General features: G+C 62.4%; 17 protein-coding genes and 1 tRNA gene. 8 read left to right on the forward strand and 10 right to left on the reverse strand.

From position 1 onward, the window contains the following. Window positions 1–433 precede the first annotated feature (433 nt). Entirely contained in the window at window positions 434–1,348 is a 915-nt protein-coding gene (lpxC, locus tag PI93_RS06305; protein ID WP_039375649.1) for a UDP-3-O-acyl-N-acetylglucosamine deacetylase, read from the forward strand. 145 nt (window positions 1,349–1,493) lie between these two features. Here the strand turns inward: lpxC and PI93_RS06310 are convergent, their stop codons facing one another. Beyond that, window positions 1,494–1,961, reverse strand: coding sequence for a DciA family protein (locus tag PI93_RS06310; RefSeq protein ID WP_039375647.1), 468 nt, complete (start codon window positions 1,959–1,961; stop codon window positions 1,494–1,496). 304 nt (window positions 1,962–2,265) lie between these two features. Here PI93_RS06310 and secA point away from each other — a divergent pair, with 304 nt between their 5' ends. The 4 genes from secA (at window position 2,266) to PI93_RS06330 (ending at window position 8,078) form a co-directional block, all read left to right on the forward strand. Further along, a complete protein-coding gene (gene secA, locus PI93_RS06315) occupies window positions 2,266–5,064 on the forward strand; it encodes a preprotein translocase subunit SecA (protein WP_039375645.1) in 2,799 nt (932 codons plus the stop codon). Window positions 5,065–5,225: 161 nt separating this feature from the next. Continuing rightward, entirely contained in the window at window positions 5,226–6,455 is a 1,230-nt protein-coding gene (gene argJ / locus PI93_RS06320) for a bifunctional glutamate N-acetyltransferase/amino-acid acetyltransferase ArgJ (RefSeq protein WP_039375644.1), read from the forward strand. Window positions 6,456–6,674: 219 nt separating this feature from the next. Next, window positions 6,675–7,556 carry an ATP-binding protein gene (locus tag PI93_RS06325; RefSeq protein WP_039375641.1) on the forward strand — a complete coding sequence of 294 codons (882 nt, stop codon included), beginning with the start codon at window positions 6,675–6,677 and terminating at the stop codon, window positions 7,554–7,556. 87 nt (window positions 7,557–7,643) lie between these two features. Next, a complete protein-coding gene (locus tag PI93_RS06330; RefSeq protein WP_039375639.1) occupies window positions 7,644–8,078 on the forward strand; it encodes an NUDIX domain-containing protein in 435 nt (144 codons plus the stop codon). A gap of 168 nt (window positions 8,079–8,246) precedes the next feature. Here the strand turns inward: PI93_RS06330 and yacG are convergent, their stop codons facing one another. The 9 genes from yacG to PI93_RS06375 all read right to left on the reverse strand — a co-directional run bounded on the left by yacG (window position 8,247) and on the right by PI93_RS06375 (window position 16,061). Further along, a complete protein-coding gene (gene yacG / locus PI93_RS06335; RefSeq protein WP_039374927.1) occupies window positions 8,247–8,441 on the reverse strand; it encodes a DNA gyrase inhibitor YacG in 195 nt (64 codons plus the stop codon). Window positions 8,442–8,445: 4 nt separating this feature from the next. Then, window positions 8,446–9,201, reverse strand: a complete 756-nt coding sequence (gene zapD, locus PI93_RS06340; protein ID WP_039374926.1) for a cell division protein ZapD — start codon at window positions 9,199–9,201, stop codon at window positions 8,446–8,448. Between the two features lie 140 nt (window positions 9,202–9,341). Further along, window positions 9,342–9,956: a dephospho-CoA kinase gene (gene coaE / locus PI93_RS06345; RefSeq protein WP_039374925.1), complete on the reverse strand. Its 615-nt coding sequence runs from the start codon at window positions 9,954–9,956 to the stop codon at window positions 9,342–9,344. Beyond that, window positions 9,953–10,822 (reverse strand): prepilin peptidase, encoded by an 870-nt coding sequence (locus PI93_RS06350; protein WP_039374924.1) that lies wholly within the window; start codon window positions 10,820–10,822, stop codon window positions 9,953–9,955. Before PI93_RS06350 ends, coaE begins: the two co-directional genes overlap by 4 nt. Continuing rightward, a complete protein-coding gene (locus PI93_RS06355) occupies window positions 10,819–12,039 on the reverse strand; it encodes a type II secretion system F family protein (RefSeq protein WP_039374923.1) in 1,221 nt (406 codons plus the stop codon). The genes PI93_RS06350 and PI93_RS06355 overlap by 4 nt, the downstream gene beginning before the upstream one ends. Before the next feature lie 117 nt (window positions 12,040–12,156). Then, entirely contained in the window at window positions 12,157–13,374 is a 1,218-nt protein-coding gene (locus PI93_RS06360) for a GspE/PulE family protein (RefSeq protein ID WP_039374922.1), read from the reverse strand. A gap of 113 nt (window positions 13,375–13,487) precedes the next feature. After that, complete coding sequence (locus PI93_RS06365; RefSeq protein ID WP_080759471.1) at window positions 13,488–14,780, reverse strand: HlyC/CorC family transporter; 1,293 nt, start codon at window positions 14,778–14,780, stop codon at window positions 13,488–13,490. 252 nt (window positions 14,781–15,032) lie between these two features. Then, window positions 15,033–15,109: transfer RNA gene (locus PI93_RS06370), tRNA-Pro, on the reverse strand. A 22-nt stretch (window positions 15,110–15,131) separates the two neighbouring features. Next, a complete protein-coding gene (locus PI93_RS06375; protein WP_010803929.1) occupies window positions 15,132–16,061 on the reverse strand; it encodes a polyprenyl synthetase family protein in 930 nt (309 codons plus the stop codon). 328 nt (window positions 16,062–16,389) lie between these two features. On the opposite strand from PI93_RS06375, the gene rplU reads away from it, so the two are divergent. The 3 genes from rplU (at window position 16,390) to cgtA (ending at window position 18,281) form a co-directional block, all read left to right on the forward strand. After that, entirely contained in the window at window positions 16,390–16,701 is a 312-nt protein-coding gene (gene rplU, locus PI93_RS06380; protein WP_010803930.1) for a 50S ribosomal protein L21, read from the forward strand. Between the two features lie 28 nt (window positions 16,702–16,729). Further along, a complete protein-coding gene (rpmA, locus tag PI93_RS06385; protein WP_010803931.1) occupies window positions 16,730–16,990 on the forward strand; it encodes a 50S ribosomal protein L27 in 261 nt (86 codons plus the stop codon). Window positions 16,991–17,141: 151 nt separating this feature from the next. After that, a complete protein-coding gene (gene cgtA, locus PI93_RS06390) occupies window positions 17,142–18,281 on the forward strand; it encodes an Obg family GTPase CgtA (RefSeq protein ID WP_039374920.1) in 1,140 nt (379 codons plus the stop codon). The last annotated feature ends 139 nt before the right edge of the window (window positions 18,282–18,420 follow it).

The raw sequence follows: 18,420 nt of genomic DNA on the forward strand, positions 1-18,420 counted from the left end.
CGCCGCAGTACGAGTCCGAATGACGATACGGCAAGGTTGTGATGCGGGAAATGCCTTGTAGCTGCGACAACCAGAGTCGCAATAGGCGTCAACGCATCGCAGATGGCGAACGTTACGGGTAAGCGTTCGTGATCCCGGACCCGGTCTCGCGGATCTGTCCCCCGACCGCTGCGGCATGCCTCCGTCGCGGCGGCCGGGGTGCCCCGAACGTGCATGACGTCATGTGTGAGGTCCGACGTCGAAGCACGAGGCACAAAGCTACGGAACGACGAAACAGCCTATTTCGTCATGCGATATGGGCGACGACAAACCGATGGGGCAGAATTCGGAATGTTTAGTAACGAAGCGTTGTGTTTGTGGCACAGCGATGAAGGCGCCGATCTGGTATAATTCGATCTATGGTCCTTAGCGTCTGATAGTTTTAATAAATAGCATGCTCAAGCAGCGCACACTCAAATCCATCGCCAAGACAGTCGGCATCGGCTTGCACTCCGGTCGCAAGGTCGAGTTGTCGTTGCGTCCGGCACCGCCCAATACGGGTATCGTCTTCTGTCGTACCGATCTGAATCCTCCTGTGGAGATTCCGGCATCGGCGATGGCGATCGGCGACACGCGTCTGGCGTCGGTGTTGCAGAAGGATGGTGCGCGGGTGTCCACCGTGGAGCACCTGATGTCGGCATGCGCGGGTCTGGGCATCGACAATCTGTATGTCGATGTGACGGCCGAAGAAATTCCGATCATGGATGGCAGCGCAGCGACGTTTGTCTTCCTGATTCAGTCGGCAGGCATCGAAGAGCAGGCGGCGGCCAAGAAATTCATTCGTGTGACGAAGCCGGTCGAGATTCGCGAAGGCGACAAGTTCGCCTGTCTCGAACCGTATGAAGGTTTCAAGCTCAAGTTCACCATCGATTTCCGTCACCCGGCGGTCGATCGCACGGGCCAGGCGCTCGAGATCGACTTTGCCGAAACGTCCTACGCGAAGGAAATTGCGCGCGCCCGCACGTTTGGCTTCGCTCATGAAGTCGAGATGTTGCGCGAACTGGGTCTGGCACGCGGTGGCAGCATGGATAACGCCATTGTGCTCGACGAATACCGCATCCTGAACAACGACGGTCTGCGCTACGACGACGAGTTCGTGAAGCACAAGATGCTCGACGCCATCGGCGATCTGTATGTGATTGGTCACCCGTTGCTGGCGTCGTACACGGCGTACAAGTCGGGACATGGTCTGAATAACCAGTTGCTGCGCGAACTTCTCGCACAAGACGCCTACGAAATCGTCACGTTCGAGCACGCCGAAGACGCACCGCGCGGCTTCCAGTTCGAGCCGCAGACGCAGTTCGCGTAAATCGCGCAACGCGTCGCCCGCCGCAGCGGGGATGTAACAAAACGAAAGCGCCGGAAATCCGGCGCTTTTTTATTTGACGCGCGACAAATATCGGCGTTTGGCATCGATCCGTTTCATTGAGGCATGCGTGCCCCGACGGGCTGCGTCACGGTTTGCGCGATCCGCCATAGGAGTGACGCGCGACGAGACGCGCGAGGGCGTCGCGCAGCGGGGAGGGTTCCAGTGCGTCGCGCAAATCGCGCAGACTGACCAGCCCTTGCCGGGGCAAGCGGGCCTCCTTGGGAGGCTTCTGTGGCTCTGGCGCGGCGATACTGACGCGAATGCGGATCGTGCGAATCAGCCAGCCCCGTTTTGCAAGGCCTTCGATCAGCGACGGCGTTTGCTGGCGCAGACGCGCTGCGAGCGAATTGTTGGCGACGAGAAAGACCAGCGCCCCTTCGCGCGGCGGCGTGACCTTCACGCTGGCGGTGAGCGCGGGGGGCAGCAACGCATGCACGTCCCGCTCCAGCCGGGCCAGCTGCTCGGCGGCGACCAGCAGTGATCCTGCGCCGTCGGAGGCGGACAGAAGGGTGGTCAGGGGGCGGGCGACGCGGTTTGCTTTGGGTCGTTTCATATGATGAGACAGATGTCGCCGCCTATTTTACCCCGCCATCGGGCGTCGCCTCGGCCCGCCCCGTCAAAACACCGGGTTGTCGGCGTCGGGTACCGCCGGGACGTGTAACCGCAGCATGCTAGAATCCATTTTTCAGTACAGGTATCGAACCGGAGCGAGGCCAGCGTGCCGAACACCGGTGACCCGCAGCGCTCAGGCGCATCGGGCGGTTGGCATTTCCGGGGCATGTCTCCGGTGAGTGTGCTCCGTCCGGTGGCAAGCGGCGCGATTGCGAACGACATTTGCCGCCCTAACCAGTGATCCGATGATTCCCGGTCTTCTTAAAAAAGTATTTGGCAGCCGCAACCAGCGGCTCATCAAGCAGTACCAGAAAACCGTCACGGCGATTAACGCCCTCGAGCCGCAGATCGCCCAACTCAGCGATGAGCAACTGCGCGGCAAGACTGAGGAATTCAAGCAACGCATCGCCCAGGGGGCGACTGTAGATTCGTTGCTCGTCGAAGCCTTTGCCGTGTGCCGCGAAGCCGGCAAGCGCGTGCTCAAGATGCGCCACTTCGACGTTCAGCTGATCGGTGGCATGGTGCTGCACTTCGGCAAGATCGCCGAAATGCGTACCGGTGAAGGCAAGACGCTCGTCGCAACGTTGCCTGCCTATCTGAATGCGCTCTCGGGCAAAGGCGTGCACGTGGTGACCGTCAACGATTACCTGGCGCAGCGCGATGCCGAGTGGATGGCGCGTCTGTATAACTTCCTGGGTCTGTCGGTCGGCATCAATCTGTCGCAGATGCCGCACGATCAGAAGCAGACGGCCTACGCAGCGGACATCACCTACGGCACGAACAACGAGTTCGGCTTCGACTACCTGCGCGACAACATGGTCTACGAGACCGAGCAGCGCGTGCAGCGCACGTTGAACTACGCGATTGTCGACGAAGTGGACTCGATCCTGATCGACGAAGCGCGCACGCCGCTCATCATCTCCGGTCAGGCCGAAGACCACACCGAACTGTATGTGAAGATGGATCGCCTGCCGGCGATGCTCGAGCGTCAGATCGGCGAAGAGAAGGCCGATGGCACGGGCGTCGAAGTGCCGGGCGACTACACGCTCGACGAGAAGGCGCGTCAGGTGTTCCTGACCGAGCGCGGCCACGAGAAGGCCGAGCAACTGCTGGCCGAGTGGGGCATGATCGCCGAGGGCGACAGTCTCTACGCACCGCAGAACATCACGCTCATGCACCACGTGTACGCCGCACTGCGCGCGCACACGCTGTTCCACAAGGACCAGCACTACGTGGTGCAGAACGACGAGATTGTCATCGTCGACGAATTCACCGGCCGTCTGATGGCTGGCCGCCGCTGGTCGGAAGGGCTGCACCAGGCGGTGGAAGCGAAGGAGCGCGTGTCGATCCAGCACGAGAACCAGACGCTCGCTTCGATCACGTTCCAGAACTACTTCCGCATGTACGCCAAGCTCTCGGGCATGACGGGGACCGCGGACACGGAAGCGTTCGAATTCAACGAAATCTACCGTCTCGAGACGGTGGTGATTCCGACGAACCGCCAACCCAAGCGGATCGACCGTCAGGATCAGATCTACAAGACGGCCAAGGAGAAGTACGACGCCGTCATCAAGGACATTCGCGATTGCGTGGAGCGTGGCCAGCCGGTGCTGGTGGGCACGACGTCGATCGAAACGTCCGAATACCTCTCGCAACTGCTCACGCGCGAAAAGCTGCCGCATCAGGTGCTCAACGCCAAGCAGCACGAGCGCGAAGCCGAGATCGTGGCGCAGGCAGGCCGTCCGGGCGTGATCACCATCGCCACGAACATGGCCGGTCGCGGTACCGACATCGTGCTGGGCGGCAATGTCGAGAAGCAGTCGAGTTTCATCGAGGCGGATGCCGCACTGTCCGACGACGAAAAGGCCGCTCGCATCAAGCAACTGCAGGATGAGTGGCAAGGTCTGCACGAGCAGGTGAAGGCCGCTGGCGGTCTGCATATCATCGGCACCGAGCGCCACGAGTCGCGTCGTATCGACAACCAGTTGCGCGGCCGTTCGGGCCGTCAGGGTGACCCGGGTTCGTCGCGCTTCTATCTCTCGCTGGAAGATCCGCTGCTGCGCATTTTCGCGGGTGATCGCGTGCGCGCGATCATGGATCGTCTGAAGATGCCGGAAGGCGAAGCCATCGAAGCGGGTATCGTCTCGCGCTCGATCGAGTCGGCGCAACGCAAGGTCGAAGCGCGCAACTTCGACGTGCGTAAGCAACTGCTCGAGTACGACGACGTGGCCAACGATCAGCGCAAGGTGATCTACCAGCAGCGTAACGAATTGCTCGAAGCGCAAGACGTCTCGGAAACCATCGCGGGCATGCGTCAAAGCGTGTTCGAAGACCTGGTGCGCACCTATGTGCCGGCCGGTACGGTCGAAGAGCAATGGGACCTGAAGGGGCTGGAAACGACGCTGCGCGAAGAGTGGCAGCTCGACCTGCCGCTGCAGTCGCGCATTGAAGGCGCCGACGAGATCGACGACGAGGACATCCTCAAGGAAGTGATGGACGCGGCGGAAGCTTCGTACAACGCCAAGGTCGAACTGGTGGGCCGCGAGTCGTTCTCGGGCTTCGAACGCTCGGTCATGCTGCAGAGCGTGGATTCGAACTGGCGTGAGCATCTGGCGGCGCTGGATCACCTGCGTCAGGGCATCCATCTGCGCGGCTATGCGCAGAAGAATCCGAAGCAGGAATACAAGCGCGAGGCGTTCGAACTGTTCGCCCAGTTGCTCGAAACCATCAAGCTGGAAGTCACGCGCGTCATCATGAACGTGCGTATCCAGTCGCAGGAAGAGCTTGAGCACGCAACGGAGTCGCTCGAAGATAACGCGGGCGGTCTGGTCAATATCGAGTTCAAGCACGACGAACTCGAGACCGTGGGCGGCGAAGGCGAGATCGACGAAGATGCCGGTCGTCCGGTGGTCGCGGCGCTCGCCCAGGCGGCGGGCGCGGCAGCCGCGGTCGATGGCGAGTTGTTGCCGAAGGTTGGCCGCAACGATCCGTGCCCGTGCGGCAGTGGCAAGAAATTCAAGCACTGCCACGGCAAACTGTCTTAAGATGTGAACCGATCGACGCGGCGCCGACTCAATCGGCGCCGCGTCGTTTGTAGCGCCGGTTTTTCGACCGGCCGCACCGATCAACCGCCGCCCCGGCGGCGTGTCGTGCCGACATCGTCTGGGCGGGAGATGCAACCCTTACCTCTCGCGGGCGAACCCTCATGGCCGTCAATTTCCCCTCGATCGAAGCCTCCCAACTGCGCGCCATTCCCGGCGTCGAACTGGGCTGGGCCGAAGCCAATATCCGCAAGCCGAACCGCAAGGACGTGCTGGTCATGCGACTGGCCACCGGTAGCACGGTCTCCGGCGTTTTCACGACGAACCGCTTTTGCGCCGCGCCGGTGACGGTGTGTAAAGAGCACCTCGTGGCTCATTCGGGCATTCGCGCGCTCATCGTCAACACGGGGAATGCCAACGCCGGTACCGGCGAGCCGGGCATGGCCGCGACGCGCGCAACGTGTAATGCGCTTGCCGAGCTGCTGTCGGTTGCGCCGAACCAGATTCTGCCGTTTTCGACGGGCGTGATTCTCGAGCCGCTGCCGGTCGATCGTCTGATCGCGGGGATGCCCCAGGCGATTGCCAATCTGGCGCCTGCGCATTGGTACGAAGCCGCCCAATCGATCATGACGACCGACACGCTGCCGAAGGCCGCGTCGCGCGAGGTCATCATCGACGGCAAGTCCATCGTGCTCACCGGTATCAGCAAGGGCGCCGGCATGATCAAGCCGAACATGGCGACCATGCTCGGTTTCGTCGGCACCAATGCGCGTGTGGCGCAGCCGGTGCTCGATGCGCTCGTGAAGTACGTTGCGGACCGTTCGTTCAATGCCATTACCATCGATGGCGATACGTCCACCAACGACTCGTTCATCGTCGTCGCGACAGGCCAGACCGAGTTGCCGGAAATCGCCAGCACGGACACGCCGGCGTTCGCCGCATTGCGCGACGCCCTGCTGTCGATCTCGCAGGAGCTCGCGCAGCTTATCGTGCGCGACGGCGAAGGGGCGACCAAGTTCATCACCGTGAAGGTCGAGGGTGGGCGCGACGTCGCGGAATGCCGTCAGATTGCCTATGCCATCGGTCACTCGCCGCTGGTGAAGACGGCGTTTTACGCGTCCGATCCGAATCTGGGCCGTATCCTGGCCGCGATCGGTTATGCCGGCGTGGGCGACCTCGACGTCAGCAAGGTCGATCTCTATCTGGACGACGTCCTGGTCGCGCGCGCCGGTGGCCGCAATGCCGACTATCGCGAGGAAGACGGCCAACGCGTGATGAAGCAAAGCGAGATTACGGTACGCGTAGTGCTCGGGCGCGGCGACGCTGCCACGACGTTGTGGACGTGCGACTTCTCGCACGACTACGTGAGCATCAACGCGGATTACCGTTCCTGAGCCCTGACGCGATGGCTGCACGCCTCCCACCGGAGGCCGCGGCCGTCGGCGCAGAGGGCCGGTGCCGGACCGGCATCGGCCACGCGCCGGTCGACGTCGCCGACCCTGTCGGTGCGTCACCGGCAGGTGGCAAAAGCACCGTGGCGCACAGCGAAGGGAAACCACAACACGAAGAAGCATCGACACGAGCGCCCGTGAGCGGCGCGGGGATTTCGAAGCATGGATAAGCTGGAGCAGTTCCTTACGCGCGCAGAAGGCGTGCTGGCCCGGTTGGAGGCGATGTTGCCCCCGGCGGCCCCCGAGATCGACTGGAACGCCGCCATGGCGTTTCGCTGGCGCAAGAAGCAGGGGCGTGGTTTTTTGCAGCCGGTGGCGCATGTCTCCGAGATTACGCTGGACGACCTGCAGAACATCGAGCGCCAGAAGGGGTTGATCGAGCAGAACACGCGTCAGTTCGTGCGTGGCGAGCCCGCTAACAACGTGTTGCTGACCGGCGCACGTGGCACGGGCAAGTCGTCGCTCATCAAGGCGTGCCTGAACCAATATGCCCCGGAAGGCCTGCGTCTGATCGAAGTCGACAAGGACGATCTGGTCGATCTGGGCGATATCGTCGACCTGATTTCGCAGCGTCCCGAACGCTTCGTGGTGTTTTGCGACGACCTGTCGTTCGAAGACGGCGAGTCGGGCTACAAGGCGTTGAAAGTCGCGCTCGACGGTTCGATCGCCGCGCAGTCCGACAATGTGTTGATCTACGCCACGTCGAACCGCCGTCACTTGTTGCCCGAATACATGAAGGACAACGAGAGCTATCGCCATACCGAAGACGGTGAGATTCATCCGGGCGAAGTGATCGAGGAAAAAATCTCGCTGTCCGAGCGCTTCGGACTGTGGGTGAGCTTCTATCCGTTCAAGCAGGACGACTACCTGACGATCGTTGGTCACTGGTTGCAGCATTTCGGTGTGCCAGCCGATCAGACGGAGAGTGCGCGTCACGAGGCGCTGATCTGGGCGCTCGAGCGTGGTTCGCGCTCAGGTCGCGTGGCGTTTCAGTTTGCCCGCGACTGGGCGGGCAAACAGCGTGGTGCGTCGCACGCATCTTAACGATTGGGACGCGACGGGGGCCCGGGCCAACGGTCCGCGTGTCATCCGTAACGCGATCCGGCAATTCCGCAGGCATTGTGCAGTGATATGACAGACTCGAAACGATATGCGCCCGATGGGCGGCCCGTCACGGAAGTGGCTGTGGGTGTGATGGTGCGCCCGGATGGCTCGGTGCTTCTCGGCCAACGTCCCGCAGGTAAGCCGTATGCGGGCTACTGGGAGTTTCCGGGCGGCAAGCTCGAAGAAGGCGAGTCGGTGGCGGCGGCGCTGGCGCGTGAACTGCATGAAGAGCTTGGCGTGACGGTGGAGCGGTGTGCGCCGTGGCGCGTGCTCGAGCACGATTATCCTCATGCGTATGTGCGTCTGCACTTCTGCAAGGTGACGGCCTGGCAGGGAGAGCCGCACGGCAAGGAAGGTCAGGCGCTGGCGTGGGAGCGTCCGCCGGTGAGCGTTGAGCCGCTACTGCCGGCTGCGCTGCCGCCGCTTACATGGCTGGCCGAGGAACTGGCGGCGAAATCGTAACGAAGAGCGTAACAAGAGCGTCACGAGGGCGTAACGAGGGCGCGGCGGCGCGGTTGTCGTTGACGGCGTGACGGCGGCGATGGCAGGCGCTTCCAGAAATGAAAAAGGCATCCGGAAGGATGCCTTTTTCATTGGGTTCGACGCAGGGACTTCCGTGCGTGAAGTCGCCTAACGCTCTGTTGGATCGAGCGGTGCGTCCTGCGAGGGATCGTCCGGCGACTCGGCGGGGATCGTGTACTTCTCCGCCGCCCAGGCGCCCATGTCGATCTGCTTGCAGCGCTCCGAGCAGAATGGGCGGAATTTTGCCTGAGGTCCCCAGACCACTTTCTTGCCGCAAGTCGGACAGTTGATGACGGTCGTCATGCGCTTACAGATTGCAGAGCGTCAGCAGGAACGGCACGTCACTGTCGACCGGACGCGGCTTCAGATCGCCGTCCTGCGTCGTGAAGCGTACCCACAACATGTACTTGTTGGCGCTGGCTTCGGGAATGACGCGCAGATCGGCGGCGACACGCACTTGCATGAGCTGATAGACCCGCCCGGTCAGCATCTGCTGATAGCTGCCTTGCTGCGCCATCGCCTTGCTGGCGTGCCCAGACTCGCGCGCGAGGCCCAGCACGATGGTGATCGCATCGCGCAGCGGGAGCAGCGGGCCGATCCACTTGTCGATATCGTGACGACGCTGTTCGGCATCGTTGTGACGCCATGCGTAGTACGACGGCAGATCGAAGCGACACGTGCCTCCCGGGATCACCGAGCGGCTACGAATGCTTGCGAGCCACTCGTTGTCGTTCAGGTGCTGGCCGGGTTTGCCGGGAATCTGGTTGAGGTTCGCAATGGCCAGCTCGACTTCGCCGATGAACTGTTCAAGTGCGTCGGAGGCGATATCGGGATTGCCGCGATAGGTGTGGAGCGTCTGACGCTGCCGGTCGAGTTCCTTGACCAGATCGTTCTTCAGATCAGTGCGCCCAGCAATGTCGGCGATCTCGAACATCGTGATCAGCGCCGCATGGTGATCGAGCGGCTGATCCTGCCCGACGAAAAAGGCAAAGCGCCCGAACAGCTCTTCTAGCCGAAGCAGCGTGCGAATGCGTTCGTTGAGCGGATATTCGTACAGGATCAAGCGCGTTGGCCCAAAAGTTGGCGCTTTTCAGCGTAATGGCGACATTCTAATGCGGGAATCTGTCGGGGTGCAACGCGAGTGGGCGCTCAATCGAAGGCGGCGAGCGCGAGGGACGCAGGAAACACGGCCGCCAACGTCGATTAATGGCCATCCCCCTGTGCCGCCAGCTTCAGATAGGCCGCATGCAAGCGGTCCACTTGCGGGGCCAGCGGCGCGTGCTGAACGTCGTTGTCGATCACGTCGTCGGCGGCGCTCAGCCGTTGCGCGCGAGTGGCCTGCCGCGCCATGATTGCCTGCACCTGCTCACGTGTGAAGCGGTTCCGGGACATGACGCGCGAGATCTGTGTCTCCTCGGTGCAGTCGACAACGAGCACCCGTTGTACCCGCTCGCGCCACGTGCCGGATTCCAACAGCAGGGGGACGACGAAAATCAGATAGGGCCCTTGCGCCTCGGCGGCGGCGCGCTCGCACTCCGTGCGGATCAACGGATGGGTAATAGCCTCCAAACGTGTTTTCGCCACGTCGTCCGTGAATACCGCTTCGCGCATGCGCGCGCGGTCGAGCGAGCCGTCCGGGGCGACAAAGGCGTCGCCGAACTCGCGCCGGATCGCTGGCATGGCGGCGCCCCCGGGGGCCGTGATGCCGTGCGCGATGGCGTCGGTATCGATAATGGCGATGCCATGCGTGGCGAACAGATTCGCGACAGTCGTCTTGCCGCTGCCGATGCCGCCAGTCAGACCGATGGCGTAAGTCATGGAGTCCCTCCGATCCAGATCATCAGACCGTTGCCGCCGAACAGCGTGGCGATGCCAGCCGCTGCGAGAAAAGCGCCGAACGGAAACATTTGGTCGCTGCGCAGACGTCCGGCGATCCATGCGGTGCCGGCCACGACGATCGCAAGCAGGCACGCGAGCGTCAGAATCTGCACCAACGCCGTCCATCCGAACCATGCCCCCAGCGCCGCATAGAGTTTGAAGTCGCCGAAGCCCATCCCTTCGCGACGACGCAGCCACCAATACACCCAGTAGAGCGCCCACAGGCTCATATAGCCTGCGGCGGCGCCAATGACTGCCGCGGGCAATGCGGCGAACCAGTGACCGAGATTGCAGAGCAGTCCGGCCCAGAGCAGGGGCAGCGTCAGGATGTCGGGCAGTAGTTGCGTGTCGTAATCGATGTAGGCGAGCGCAATCAGTGTCCAGACAAGACCGAGTGCGCCGAGGCTTTGCCAGGTCGGACCGAAGCGCCAACCGATAGCGACACTGAGCACGCCGCTCAACAGCGATAGCTGCCAGCGACGCGACGGCGCAGTATCGAGCGACGGGATGTGTGGCGAGACGAGGGAACCCGCTCGCGTGATCGCGGCTGACGGCAAGGTGGCCTGATACGAGGTGGAATGGAGTCGTGAGGCGCTGTCCGCACCACCCGCGTGACCGGCGTGACCGGCGTCGTCCGTCTGCATCTCCTCGAGCCAGGCTTGTTCGACGGCGACGGGGACACGGCGTACCACGACGTCGAGGCCGAATCCGGCAATGACACCCACTGCGGCGAACAGCAACAGGCGCCAATGCGGTTCAAGTTGCGCCAGCCAGTCGACGAGAAGCAGCTCTGCGTAACCGTTCATGCGACACCGTATCCGAGTTGGAACATCGGCAGATACATGGCGAGCACCATGCCGCCGATCAACAGGCCAAGAAACGTAATCATCATGGGTTCCAGCGTCGCGCAGGCACTGACCAGCGCATGCGAGGCCTCTTCGTCGAGCAGGCCGGCGGCCTGGTTGAGCATGCGCCCGAGTGTACCCGATTCCTCCCCGATCACCGTCAGTTGCGCGATCACCAACGGCCAGTGTGCGTGCGCCTCGAGCGAGGTGGCAAGTCGTGAACCCCGGGCGACAGCGCGATGCACGTCGTGCGCAGCCTGCTGCATGACGAGGTTGCCACATGCGCTCGCCGCGGCGTCCATCGCATCGGGGAGCGCCACGCCCGCGTCCAGCAACGTGCCGAGCGTTCGGGACCACCTCGCGGCGCTCATCATCCGCAGGATCCGGCCGACACCTGGCAGACGCAATATCAGGCGATCCCATAATCGCCGTATTCGCGTGCTGCGTCGCCAGGCGGCCGTGATGACCAATCCCGACGCGCCCATGCCGGCCAGCAGCCACGGTCCATGCGTCAACGACGCGCGCGAAAGGTCGATAAGCCACCGCGTCAGGGGCGGGAGCGGCACGCCACCGCCGGCGGCGCTGGCGAACAGTCGCTCGAACTCCGGGATCACCCATTGGAGCAGGGCGACCACGACAGTCGTGGCAACGGCCAGCACCGTCAACGGATAGGCAAGCGCGCGTTGCAACTTCTCCTTCACGGTCCGTGTGTGATCGTACTGCGCGCTCAGACGCGCGAGTGTCGGGCCAAGTTGGCCACTCAGTTCTCCTGCCGCGATCAACTGACAGTCGATGTGGCTGAATCGGCGGCTGGCTCGCGCCATGGCCTGGGCTAACGGATACCCCAGTGCGACATCCGAGCCGATGGCGGAGGCGAGCCGCTTGAGGCCTCGCGCGTGGGCGCCGCGTGCAAGTACATCGAGTGCGGCTGCGAGCGGCACACCCGCGCCCAGCAGCGTGGATAAGCGTCGGACAAGGTCGGTGGCGTCTGCCGAAGCGACGCGCCCTGCCGGCGCATGCCTGCGCCCTGGATGGAGATGCGTGATCGTCACGCGCTGGTCGCGAAGCATCCGTCGCGCGGCGGCTTCGCCGGGGGCGAGCAATTCCCCTTCCCGACGCTGCCCATCGGCATCCAATCCTTGCCATCGCCACCTTCGAACGTGTGTCAGGGATGGCATGGTTGGCTCCCCGCAGACACGAAATACAACCAGGATGGACGTGCTCGCGTTGAAAGCTCGTGCGAGTTGCGTGGCGTGACATGCGACGCGTGGTTCAGAGCCAGGGATGAGTGCGCATCAGGCCGGTGTTGTCGCATCGACATCCTCCTTGCTCACCGTGCCAGCGGCGGCATGCCAGAGTCCGGCTTCACGCAATGTCATGACCCCTTCGCTCCGGGCTTGTGCGGCCAGTTCGTGGGGACTGCGGGCCTGCGCGATGTTGATCGCCTGTGTCGCGCTGATTGGCATCACCTGAAAAGCGCCGATGCGCCCGGCGAAGCCCGTGCCGTGGCAGCGCATGCAGCGATGTCCGGCCGGTGAGGGCGCTCTGGGCGCGGCGTGAGGTTCGCAGCCGGCCGGGCAGCGACGACGGAGTAAGCGCTGTGCGCTGATGATCAATAGCGTCGACGAAAGATTGAACGGCGCCACACCGAGGTCGAAGAGCCGGGCGAGTGTGCTGGGGGCGTCGTTCGCATGGACGGTTGCGAAGACGAGGTGTCCGGTTTGCGCCGCCTGCACGGCAATCTCGGCAGTTTGCGGATCGCGGATTTCCCCAACGACAAGCACATCCGGGTCCTGCCGCAAAAACGCGCGCAGGGCCGTGGCAAAGTCGAGTCCGGCGCGTTCGTTGAGATTGACCTGAGTGATGCCGGGCAAGCGGATTTCCACGGGGTCCTCGATGGTCACGATATTGCGCGAAGTATCGTTGAGCCGCCGCAGGCAACTGTAGAGCGAGACGGTCTTGCCGCTCCCTGTCGGTCCGGTGAGCAGGATCATGCCGTGCGGCTGGGCGATGGCGCGGGCGAGCGCAAGATACTGCTGTGGTGTGTACCCGAGCCCCTCGAGCGAGAGCGGGACCTTGGCGCCGTCCAGCAAACGCACGACGAGCTTTTCGCCATGCAGCGTTGGCAGCGCACTGACGCGGCACTCGACCGGCTCGCCCGCTTCGCGCCATATCATGCGCCCGTCCTGTGGCAGACGCTTTTGCGCAATATCCAGATTGGCCAGCACCTTGAGACGCGAGATCAGCATGTCGCGCCACGGCATGGGCACGTCGCGGTGCTCTTGCAGACGGCCATCGATACGCAACCGAATGCGAAAGCGTTGTGCCATGGGCTCGAAGTGCACGTCGGACGCCCCTGCGCGAATGGCTTCGCTCAGCATCTGCTCAAGGAGTTGCAGAGGTGTGGCCGCGCCGTGCCCCGCGCGCAGTTCTGTGGCAGCGGACTCGCGGTGATCGGTGAGTGGTGCCGTGTCAGCGGAGGCGGAAGCGTGTTCGGGGGTGCGAAATGACATGGCGGGGTTTGGCGAGGGCTGGGTGAAGCTTCAGTCTCGTCAAAACCCGGGAGCGGCTCAATCGGAATTGCCCGAAAAATGGGGCGATGTCACGTGCAGTGAACGGGGACGACTCAATCGTGCGCCGACGATCGTGTGGCGGGTTTGAACAGACGCACCATCTTGATCGCCTGATTGTCGATCTGCACGATTTCCATGCGAACGCCACTGATTTCCAGACTGACAGCAGCCTCCGGAATTTCCCGCAGCACTTCGAGAATCAGGCCGTTGAGCGTTTTCGGCCCGTCGGTTGGCAGATGCAGGCTCAACCGTCGGTTCAGATCGCGAAGTCCCACGCCGCCGCTGACCAGGCAATCGCCGTCGGCCGTCCAGCCCGAGCGACTGCCACCCGTGCCCGGCACACTCGTCGTGAACTCGCCGATGAGTTCTTCGATGATGTCCTCGGTGGTGACCAGTCCTTCGACTTCGCCGTATTCGTTGACGACCAGTCCCACACGGCGGTGGTTTTCCTGGAAGTATTGCAACTGACGCAGCGCAGGCGTATCGCTCGGGATGAAGTAGGGATCGACAAGCAACGCGCGCAGCGTGTCGACCGTCAGGTCGTCGGGGTGCCGCAGTGCGGCCAGCGTGCGACGAACCGGCAGAATGCCGACGACGCGATCGATGTCGCCGTCATAGACCGGCAGCTTGTTGTGGTAGCAGGTTTCGAGTTGCGTGAGGATCGTGTCGAGCGGTGCCGAGATGTCGAGCGCTTCGATGCGTGCGCGCGGCACCATCACGTCGTCGACGGTAATGTTCTCGAGGTCGAGCAGATTGAGCAGCACGCTGCGCGGCTTGGTCGGCATGTAGTTGCCGGCTTCGAGCACGATGGTGCGCAACTCTTCCGTGGTGAGGCGAGCTTCGTTTGCGGCACGGCGCGTGTCGATGTGCAGCACGCGCAGCATGCCGCGCACAAAGCCGTTGAGCACCCACACGAGCGGCGAGGCCAGCGTCACGATTGGCTTGAGCAATGTGCTGGTCGGCAAGGCGATCCGCTCGGGGTATGTCGCGCCGACGATCTTCGGACCGATCTCGGCAAAGATGATGATGAGCAGCGCAATCACTGCGGTCGCGATCGACAGCGTGACGGCGTCGTTGCCGAAATAGCGCACCGCAATCGAGGTGGTGAGCACCGGCACGACGGTGTTAATGACGTTATTGCCGACGAGAATCGTCGAGAGCAGCGCTTCGGTGCGCGAGAGCAGGCCCTGTGTCGCCCTGGCGCCGTGAACGTTCATCCGCACCAGATGTTTCAGGCGATGGCGATTGAGCGCCATCATGCTCGTTTCGGAAATGGAAAAGAATCCCGAGCAGACGATCAGGAGGGCGACGGCGCAAATCTGCGCCCATAAGGGCAAGGCTTCCAAGCGTTTGGGCGCGCGAATGGCGCATGGGGTGGCAATGAGTTGCCACTATAGCAGAGGGGATGGGGGTGTTCGTCGTGGGGTTCGGGCCGCCAGTTGCGTCTGATCGAATGCAACGGACTACAAGACATTCGGCGCCGGACTCGAGAGGATGGCACTGGATAAACGCCAGGGGCGATGAATACGACAGGCATAAAAAAACCGCCGGACACGTCCGGCGGTCTTTTTTGCTTTGCTTGAGAGCAAAGTAAATCCTGGTCGGGGTGAGAGGATTCGAACCTCCGGCCTCTACGTCCCGAACGTAGCGCTCTACCAGGCTAAGCTACACCCCGCTTCGATACTGCTGCTTCACCGTTAAGTGCGTCGCGCTATCGAGTAAGAACATAATTCTAGCAGGCTATTTTTATATTGGGAAGAGGGGAGCGCAGAAATTGTTTGCGCTGCTGCATCGGCCTCTTCTTTCGCGCGTGCCAGGGTGTAGTCGAGTGCGCCCGTGCGCGTGATTGCCGCAAGAATCGGCTCGAACTTGTCGGTGCCGCCATTCTCGATGGCTTCACGCACGAGCGCGCGTTCTTCATCCGTACCGTGTTGCAGCACATGAATGAGCGGCAGCGTCGGCTTGCCTTCGCGAAGATCGTCGCCCGCGTTCTTGCCCATCGCGTCCGTGTCACCTGCGTAGTCGAGCCAGTCGTCCATCAACTGGAACGCGGTGCCCAGACGCCCGCCGTATTCGCGCACGGCCGCTTCGGTCTGTGCGTCGGCATTCGCGAGTACCGCAGCGAGCTGCGTGGCCGCTTCGAACAGCGTGGCCGTCTTGTACTGGATGACTTGCAGATAGCGGGCTTCATCGACATCGGGGTCGTGCATGTTCAGCAACTGCAGCACTTCGCCTTCCGCGATCACATTGGTGGCGCGCGCCAGAATCTGCATCACACGCATGTTGTCCACGCTCACCATCATTTCAAAGGAGCGCGAATACAGGAAGTCGCCCACCAGCACCGATGCCGCGTTGCCGAACAGCGCATTGGCGGTCTGTTTGCCGCGGCGCAGGTCGGATTCATCGACGACGTCGTCGTGAAGCAGTGTCGAGGTATGAATGAATTCGATGACCGCTGCAAGTTCGAAGCGGTGCGGCGAGCTCACGCCGAGCGCGCCGGCAACGAGCAGCAGCAGCGCAGGGCGGAGGCGCTTGCCGCCCGAATTGATGATGTACTCCGAGATCTGATTGATCAGGACCACCTCGGAGGCCAGCCGGTGGCGGATAAGCTGGTCGACGGCACGCATGTCGTCGGCAATGGCGGCCAGTACGTTCTGGGGAGAAGTCGAAGCAGTCAAGACAAGGCTCGGGTGAGGAAAAATTCGCCCCAAATTATATAGTGCGCGGGGCGACTTTCGGGGACCAGCCCCGCGGAATGGCTGGATTCATGGAAGTCTTTGACTCAAAAGGAGAAAGTCTGTATAATCCCCGGTTTTCGTGCGCGTATTCGTTGCGCCAGGTCCGAAAATGCCTCGGTATGACGGTCCGCAGCGGTGCGATTGGCCGGTAAGTCGAGTCCTTTCGGGACCCTCGGTCTGCACGGAAAATTCTCTTGTTTATGAGTGAGGTTCAACAATGTACGCGGTCATAAAAACCGGCGGTAAGCAATATAAGGTTGCTGCTGGCGAAAAGCTCAAAGTAGAACAGATACCGGCTGACATTGGCGCTGAAATCACCATCGACCAGGTTCTCGCCGTTGGCGAGGGCGAATCGATTAAGTTCGGTGCGCCGTTGGTCAGTGGGGCTTCCGTCAAGGCTACCGTTATCGCCCAAGGTCGTCACCCCAAGGTGAAGATTTTCAAGATGCGCCGTCGCAAGCACTACCAAAAGCGTCAAGGCCATCGCCAAAACTACACCGAGCTGCGCATCGACAGCATCAACGGCTAATCGATCAAGCTAGGTAAGGAGTTAAGTCATGGCACACAAAAAAGCAGGCGGATCGTCCCGTAACGGCCGCGATTCCGAGTCGAAGCGCCTCGGCGTGAAGGTGTACGGCGGTCAGGCAATCCTGGCTGGCGGCATCATCGTTCGCCAACGTGGTACTCGTATGCATGCCGGCGAAAACGTCGGTATCGGTAAGGACCACACGCTGTTTGCACTGGCCGATGGCCACGTGCAGTTCGCCGTCAAGGGCGCAGCGAAGAAGCAAGTGGTTAGCGTGGTGCCGGCAGCGTAAGCTAAGCCTTTTGCCACCAAAAGGCTCCGCTCCCATGCGGAGCCTTTTTTGTTTGTCCCGCCTGCGCGCAGCGAGCATCGTGCGCCCGGGCTGGATCATTGAACAGTATTTGGATCGTCTGCGGACGGTCGATTGAGCGGAACGAACCCACATGAAATTCATTGACGCAGCGCGTATCGAGGTGATCGCCGGGAATGGCGGCAATGGCTCGGCATCGATGCGCCGTGAGAAGTTCGTGCCGTTCGGTGGACCTGACGGCGGCGACGGTGGTCGCGGCGGCAGTGTGTATGCCGTGGCGGACCGAAACATCAATACCCTGATCGATTACCGTTATTCGAAGAAGCATCTGGCGAAGAACGGCGAATCCGGTCGCGGCGCAGATTGCTACGGCAAGGGCGGCGAGGACATTTTCCTGCGCATGCCGGTCGGCACGATCATCAGCGATATGGAAACCGGCGAGACCATCGCCGATCTGACCGAGCACGGTCAGGAAGTCGTGCTCGCGCAAGGGGGCGCCGGTGGTCTGGGCAATCTCCATTTCAAGTCGAGCACGAACCGCGCGCCGCGTCAGAAGACGGACGGCAAGCCCGGTGAGCGCCGTATGCTCCAGCTCGAGCTGAAGGTGCTCGCGGACATCGGCCTGCTCGGCATGCCGAATGCCGGCAAGTCGACGTTCATCGCATCGGTATCGAATGCGCGCCCGAAGATCGCGGATTATCCGTTCACGACGTTGCACCCGAATCTGGGCGTCGTGCGCACCGCGCCGGGCAAGAGCTTCGTGATTGCCGATATTCCCGGCCTGATCGAAGGCGCCGCCGAGGGTGCCGGGCTGGGCCACCAGTTCCTGCGCCACTTGCAGCGTACCGGCCTGTTGCTCCATATCGTGGACATCGCACCGTTCGACGAAGGTGTCGATCCGGTGGCCGATGCGCAGGCGATCGTTCTCGAACTCCAGAAGTACGACGAGGAGCTGTTCCAGAAGCCCCGTTGGCTGGTGCTCAACAAGGTCGATATGGTGCCGGAAGAGGAGCGTGCCGCGCGCGTGGCCGATTTCCAAAAGCGCTTCGGCTGGAGCGGCCCCACGTTCGAAATCTCCGCGTTGACGGGCGAAGGCTGCGAGAAGCTGTGCCTGGCGGTGCAGGAATATCTCTACCAGCAACGCGGCGCCGTCGAAGAGGCACTGGAAGACGCCGCGCTGGACCCCCGTTTCCGCGCAGGCAGCACTGCCCCGGCAGAGCCGGCTGCGGACGCCGCACCACAAACGCCCCCGGACGACGCGCCAAAGGCGTAAACTTCTCGTCACTCAAATGCGGGTGCTGTCGCGATACGTCGCGCCACCCACCCGCGAACCGGGTGCTGTCGTCAGGTGAGGGAAGGGCCGTTCTACGACACCTCTCATCACTTCCCGCCGCTTACCGGCGACGGCAGCA

Source organism: Pandoraea fibrosis (assembly GCF_000807775.2).
Taxonomy (GTDB): Bacteria; Pseudomonadota; Gammaproteobacteria; order Burkholderiales; family Burkholderiaceae; genus Pandoraea; species Pandoraea fibrosis.